The sequence below is a fragment of the Mesorhizobium sp. M2C.T.Ca.TU.002.02.1.1 genome, from assembly GCF_003997225.1.
In genome coordinates, this window is the sequence record NZ_RZTO01000347.1 from 1 (window position 1) to 6,030 (window position 6,030).

The following is a 6,030-nucleotide window of genomic DNA, read 5'->3' on the forward strand; positions in this document are numbered from 1 at the left end:
CAACAAGGCCGAGGCCGAGTTCCCAGGCCTCCAGCAGTCCCCCTTGAGCGCCGCGCGCCTCGGCCTTGTTGGCGACCAGCACCACCGGCTTGCCGGATTTGCGCACCACCTCGGCGAGCCGATCCCGGTCTCGGCCGAGCACGGCCAGGGCATGCCGGACCTGCGCGACGCGGTGGTCGAGGCCTTGGGCGAAGAGCGCACACTCGGCGAGGATGAAGACGACAGCGATGAGATCGCCGCCAGCGAAGTGCTGATCGGCGAGGACATCGCCGACCCGGACGCTGAAGCACCCTATGACGACACCAAGCCGCTGCGCATCGCCGTCGTCGGCCGCCCAAACGCCGGCAAGTCGACGCTGATCAATGCGCTGATCGGCGAGGAGCGGCTGCTCACCGGCCCGGAAGCGGGCATCACGCGCGATTCGATCTCGGTCGACTGGGACTGGCGCGGCCGCAGCATAAAGTTGTTCGACACGGCCGGCATGCGGCGCAAATCGAAGGTGCAGGAGAAGCTCGAGAAGCTCTCGGTGCAGGACGGCCTGCGCGCCATCCGCTTCGCCGAGATCGTCATCATCGTGCTCGACGCCACCATTCCCTTCGAGAAGCAGGACCTGCAGATCGCCGACCTCATCATACGCGAGGGCAGGGCGCCGGTGATCGCCTTCAACAAATGGGACCTGATCGACAATCCGCAGGAATTGCTGGCCGAGCTGCGCGAGAAGACCGAGCGGCTTTTGCCGCAGGTGCGCGGCATCCAGGCGGTGACGGTATCGGCCGAGACCGGCCGCGGCCTGGACAAGCTGATGGAAAGCGTCATCAAGACGCACAGGGTGTGGAACAGCCGTGTCTCCACCGGCAAGCTCAACCGCTGGCTGGAAGGTATCCTCGCGCATCATCCGCCGCCCGCCGTCGCCGGCCGCCGGCTGAAGATCAAATACGTTACACAAGCCAAGACCCGGCCGCCGGGCTTCGTCGTCTCCTGCTCGCGCCCGGACGCGATGCCGCAATCCTATGTCCGCTATCTCTCGAACAGCCTGCGCGAGGCCTTCGACATGCCAGGTGTGCCGATCCGCATGGCGCTGCGCACGTCCGACAATCCGTTTGCGGGTCGGGCGAAGAAGCGGTGAGGCATTAGGGCGGCAACGCTTCGTCATCCACGGGCGAAGCAAGGAGCGAAGCGACGCGCGTAGACCCGAGGATCCATTCCGTAACTTGGAAGCGTCACCACGGTTCAGAATTCTGCACCGCTGCACCATTCGGTCGATGTAACGGAATGGATCCTCGGGTCTACGCTCCGCTTCGCGTCGCTCCGCCCGTGGATGACGAAAGTGTGGGGCTTAAGCGACCTCTCGCAGCCCATCGCCGGTTCGCGCTCCCTCCGGCAGCCTCTCCAGCGCCGCCTGCAAGAGAATCTCCGCCAGCCGCGCCGCCACCGGGTCGAGCTCGGCGTCCTTCTGGTGCAGGTGCAGCGCCATCGTCGGCAACGCCGGAAGCCCGAGCACGCCCGGCGCGATCGCCCTGACATTGGCGGGCAGGCCGATATCGGTGCGGATCGTGAGACCCAGTCCCGCCGCCACCGCCGCCCAGATGCCGCCGAGGCTGGGGCTTGAGAAGGCCATGCGCCAGGGCATGCCTGCGCGGTCGAGTGTCTCCGTCGCGACAGTGCGCAACAGGCAGGGCGCTTCGAACACCACCAGCGGCAGCGGCTCGCCATTGGGCCGACCTGCCTCGATCGGCTTCGCCGGGCCGATCCAGCGCGCCGGCACGTCGGCGACATGCCGGCTGTAGGGCAGCGTCGTGCCGTCATGCCAGGCGAGCGCGATGTCGAGATTGCCTGAGAGCACACGCTCGGCAAGCTCGTGGCTGCGCCCGATTCGCGCTTCGATCCGAACCTTCGGGTGGGCGCGGGCGAAGCGGCCGAGCACGTCTGGCAGCACGGCCTCGCCGAAATCCTCCTGCAGGCCGAGCCGCACCCAGCCTTCCAGCTCGACGTCGCGGATGGCGGAGGCCGCCTCGTCGTTGAGCTCGATCAGCCGGCGCGCATAGCCGAGCATCGTCTCGCCGGCCTCGGTGAGCGCCAGGCCGCGTCCCGCCTTGCGGAAGATCGGCGTATCCGCCTGCTCTTCCAGCTTCTTCAGTTGCGCGCTGACGGCCGACGTCGAGCGTCCCAGCCGTTCGGCCGCCTTGGCGAAGCTGCCCAGTTCCATGCCGGTGACGAAGGTTCTGAGGACATCGAGGTCGAACGTGACGCGGCGCATGAGATTGTCCTGATTTTCAGGATTGTTGGTAAAAAACTTCCTGATTTTATGGATGAAGCTATGGCGCTACATCCTGCCCGTCAAGCCGCCAGCCGGCCGTCACGGGAACGGAACCATGTCCGCTATCGTCACACGAAACGACTGTCAGTCGCCTGATGCGCGTGCCGGCGCTCGCCGCGCCTTCGGCCCCAATCATCGCTGGAAGGTTCTGGGCATCGGCGTCGCCGCCAATGCCGGCTTCTCCGCCACCTTCTCCGGCATTCCGGCGACCGCTGTGGCGATGCGCCAGGGCTACCACCTCGACAACGCCTCGCTCGGTTTGGCGCTCGGGCTGCTCGGCCTCGGCGTGGCGCTGAGCGAATTGCCCTGGGGCGTGCTCACCGACCGCTGGGGCGACCGCCGCGTGCTCCTGACAGGGCTTGGCGCCACTGCGGCCTGGCTATTCATCATGGCAATGCTCGTCGTACCGACGAAAACAGCCGTTCCCGGCGTCGCGCTGCTCTCGGCAAGCCTGCTCGCCGCCGGCCTGCTCGGCGGCAGCGTCAACGGCTCCAGCGGCCGCGCCATCATGGGCTGGTTCGGCGAGGGCGAGCGCGGCTTTGCCATGAGCATCAGGCAGACGGCGGTGCCGCTCGGCGGCGGGCTGGGCGCGCTTGTCCTGCCTTCCCTGGCGCTGGCCTTGGGCTTCGCCGCGGTCTTCGGCCTGCTTGCCGCCGTCTCCGCGCTCTCGGCCTGGTTTGCCTGGCGTTGGCTGCACGAACCGCCGGTGGGGAGCGGCGGTCACGCCGTCACTGCCACAAGCGGCCCGGCGCCGCTACGCAACATCGAGGTGTGGCGCATCTCGACGGCAATAGGCCTGCTCTGCTTCCCGCAGGTCGCGGTGCTGACCTTCGCCTCGGTCTTCCTGCACGACTTCGCCGGCATGGGCACCTTTGTGACCAGCGCGAGCCTCGCCGCCGTGCAGACCGGCGCCATGGTGATGCGCGTCTGGAGCGGGCGCTTCACCGACCGCCACGGCAACCGCCGCCCATTCCTGAAGCTCTGCAGCGCGTTGAGCGCATTTGCCTTCCTGGTGTTGTGGCTGCTGGCGGCCTGCGCCGCTGGAGTGCCGTGGCTGCTGCCGCTGCTTCCGCTGATGGTCGTGGTCGCCGGCATATCCGTCTCGGCCTGGCACGGCGTCGCCTATACCGAGCTTGCCACGCTTGCCGGCGCCGGCCATGTCGGCACCGCGCTCAGCCTGGCCAACAGTTTCGTGTTCATCGGCTTTTGCCTGGTGCCGATCGCCATCCCCTGGATTTTGGTGGCCTTCGCCTGGCCGGGCGTGTGGCTCGCGGCCGCAGTCTGCGCGGCGCTCGCCTGGCCGATCTTCCTGCGCCAGGCCTGATTCAGCCAAACCTGATGCGCCCGCCCAAGCCTGATTCTTCATCGGCCCGCTGTGAAAATTGCAAGCCGGCTTTCCTCAAACATGAAAAGAACATGATCGATGTCGTTAACCCCGCATCAAGGTTAATGCTTCATTTTGGCTCTCCGGGGTCAGTAGCGTTCTGGAGAGTTCCGTGCATCGACGCGTTTCAATGCGGCTTGCCGCCGCCGCCGTTGCGAAAAGACGTTCCTTCCTTTCTCCTTTGGTGCTCGGGCTCGGTATCTGGGTCGGCTTTCCGTCGGCCGTCGCCTATCAGGATATGGCAAGCCTGATCTCCGGCCTGGAATCGTCCAACGTCCGCTGGAATGCCTATATCGAGAAATCCGCCGCCGGCTCGGTGCATGCCGCCGAAATGCCGTTCGTCGATTCCACCGCCACCGGCTCGCTCTCCGGCTCCGGCGTCAATTTGCCGGGCGTGGGCACCGTCGCCTTCCGCGGCAAGGGAAACGCCGCCGGCGCGACGCCCGATGAGGACCGCGTCGTGCGCGCCGACAAGAAGGGCCGCCTCGTCCAGGTCTCGCCGGTCGCGCCGCCCAAGAATTTCAGCGCCGGCTCGATTTTCGAGCGCACCTCCTCGCTGCTGCGTCCCGCGATGGACAGCGGCCTGAAGCTCACCTTCGCCAAGCCCGGCATCAAGGGCAAGGAAGTCCAGATCGCCCAGGCCTTCCATCTGCGCGAGGACAAGAAGCCGGATCCGGATCTGCCGGCCGCCCTTGTCGCGCTCGTCAACAACGACAAGCCGGATATCCTCGCCACCGCCTATGCCCAGTCCGCGCCCGACTATGCCAAGGCCTCGCCCTTCGAGGCGCTGCTGCAGGACGATCCGAACGACGGCCGCTTCATTCCGCCGATGGGCAAGGGCGACCACGCCTGGCTGCAGAATCCTTTGCCGGCGAGCGTCTTTTCCAAGCCCGAGCAGGCCTGCCTGGCCAAGGGCATCTATTTCGAGGCACGCAGCGAGCCGGTGCGTGGTCAGGCGGCGGTCGCGCAGGTGATTCTCAACCGCGTCCGCAACCCGGCTTATCCGAAGACGATCTGCGGCGTCGTCTACCAAAACGACAGCTGGTTCAACCGCTGCCAGTTTTCCTTCGCCTGTGACGGCAGGAAGAAGAGCATCACCGACCAGGCTTCCTACAAGACCGCCCAGGAGGTCGCCATGGCGGTGACCGCCGGCAAGATCTTCATTCCCGAGGTCGGCTCGTCGACGCATTACTACGCCAATTACGTTCACCCGGGCTGGGCGCGCGCCATGCAGCGCATGACCAGGATCGGGCTGCATATCTTCTATCGCACCTATGGCGGCGGCTGGAGCTGAGCCGTTTAAACGACGCCTCCGCCTGTCCGTCTGCCGGCAGCCTGCGTGCCCCGGCGGACGCGCCTTGCCGCGCGGATTCGCGCCGAGTCCTCACGCGGCCGTGAAGGGCACGATGTCGCACCTTGGTAACTAATTGATTTAACAGCGAAAAATACATCGCTTCGAAGTTCGGCCCGTGGCTTGACGGGGGCTGACCCTCTAACTATGTTGCCGGCGACTTTAGAAGCGGACGGACGGCAATCGTCTGCCCGGGCAGGGGGGTTGCGATGGCCGACAAAACCGGGCCAGACGGAACCGGAGAAACCGGCCGCGGCAGGCAGCCAGAAGCCACCATCCGCGACGACGAACTTGAGCGCCGCCGGCGCGATCTCGAAGCATCGCTTGCGACGAGACGCACGGACCGGCTCGAGGGGAAAGACGAAGCGAAAGCTGCGACCGGTTACGGTCAGGCGCTGAAACTGTCCAGCGAGTTCATCGCCGGAGTGGTGGTCGGTGTCGGCCTGGGCTGGATCATCGACCGCCTGGCGGGAACAGCGCCTTGGGGTCTGATCGTGGGCCTGTTGCTGGGCTTTGGCGCAGGTATACTCAACGTCCTGCGCTCGGCGGGACTGGCATCCGAATTCGGCCAGGGCGGCAAGCCGCGCGAGCCAAAAGAATGAAGCGGGGCGCCGCAAGGCGCTGAAGTGAACTTAAGAAGCCGGTTGTGGCTTTGACGGGGATTTAAAGTGGCTGCTGCTGACAAGGTCGATCCGATCCACCAGTTCCAGATCCATCCGATCATCCCGCTGCATATCGGCGGCTACGACGTCTCGTTCACCAATTCCTCCCTGTTCATGGTCGTGACGATCGTGCTGGCCTCGGCCTTCCTCTATATGAGCACCGCCAGCCGCGCGCTCATTCCGGGCCGGCTGCAGTCGATCTCCGAGATGGCCTATGAGTTCGTCGGCAACATGCTGCGCGATGCCGCCGGCAAGCAGGGCATGCAGTTCTTCCCGCTGGTGTTCTCGCTGTTCATGTTCGTGCTGGTCGCCAATT

Annotated in this window: 6 protein-coding genes; 5 read left to right on the forward strand and 1 reads right to left on the reverse strand. The window is 65.8% G+C overall.

What is annotated here, in order from left to right; translation table 11 throughout:
* Positions 1-1,126 (forward strand): ribosome biogenesis GTPase Der (gene der, locus EOD07_RS18775; RefSeq protein ID WP_245470266.1); only part of this gene is annotated, 1,126 nt, incomplete at its 5' end.
* Positions 1,127-1,336: 210 nt separating this feature from the next.
* On the opposite strand, the gene EOD07_RS18780 is transcribed toward der, so the two are convergent.
* A complete protein-coding gene (locus tag EOD07_RS18780) occupies positions 1,337-2,257 on the reverse strand; it encodes a LysR substrate-binding domain-containing protein (RefSeq protein ID WP_127236535.1) in 921 nt (306 codons plus the stop codon).
* Between the two features lie 115 nt (positions 2,258-2,372).
* Here EOD07_RS18780 and EOD07_RS18785 point away from each other — a divergent pair, with 115 nt between their 5' ends.
* The 4 genes from EOD07_RS18785 to EOD07_RS18800 form a co-directional block, all read left to right on the forward strand.
* On the forward strand, positions 2,373-3,641 hold the full coding sequence (locus tag EOD07_RS18785) for an MFS transporter (RefSeq protein WP_127236536.1): 1,269 nt from the start codon (positions 2,373-2,375) through the stop codon (positions 3,639-3,641).
* 172 nt (positions 3,642-3,813) lie between these two features.
* The gene (locus tag EOD07_RS18790; RefSeq protein ID WP_127236537.1) at positions 3,814-4,995 is read left to right on the forward strand and encodes a cell wall hydrolase; all 1,182 of its coding nucleotides are present in this window, start codon (positions 3,814-3,816) and stop codon (positions 4,993-4,995) included.
* Between the two features lie 266 nt (positions 4,996-5,261).
* On the forward strand, positions 5,262-5,654 hold the full coding sequence (locus tag EOD07_RS18795) for an AtpZ/AtpI family protein (protein ID WP_040990987.1): 393 nt from the start codon (positions 5,262-5,264) through the stop codon (positions 5,652-5,654).
* Positions 5,655-5,720: 66 nt separating this feature from the next.
* A partial coding sequence (locus EOD07_RS18800; RefSeq protein WP_164772343.1) for a F0F1 ATP synthase subunit A occupies positions 5,721-6,030 on the forward strand: 310 nt, incomplete at its 3' end.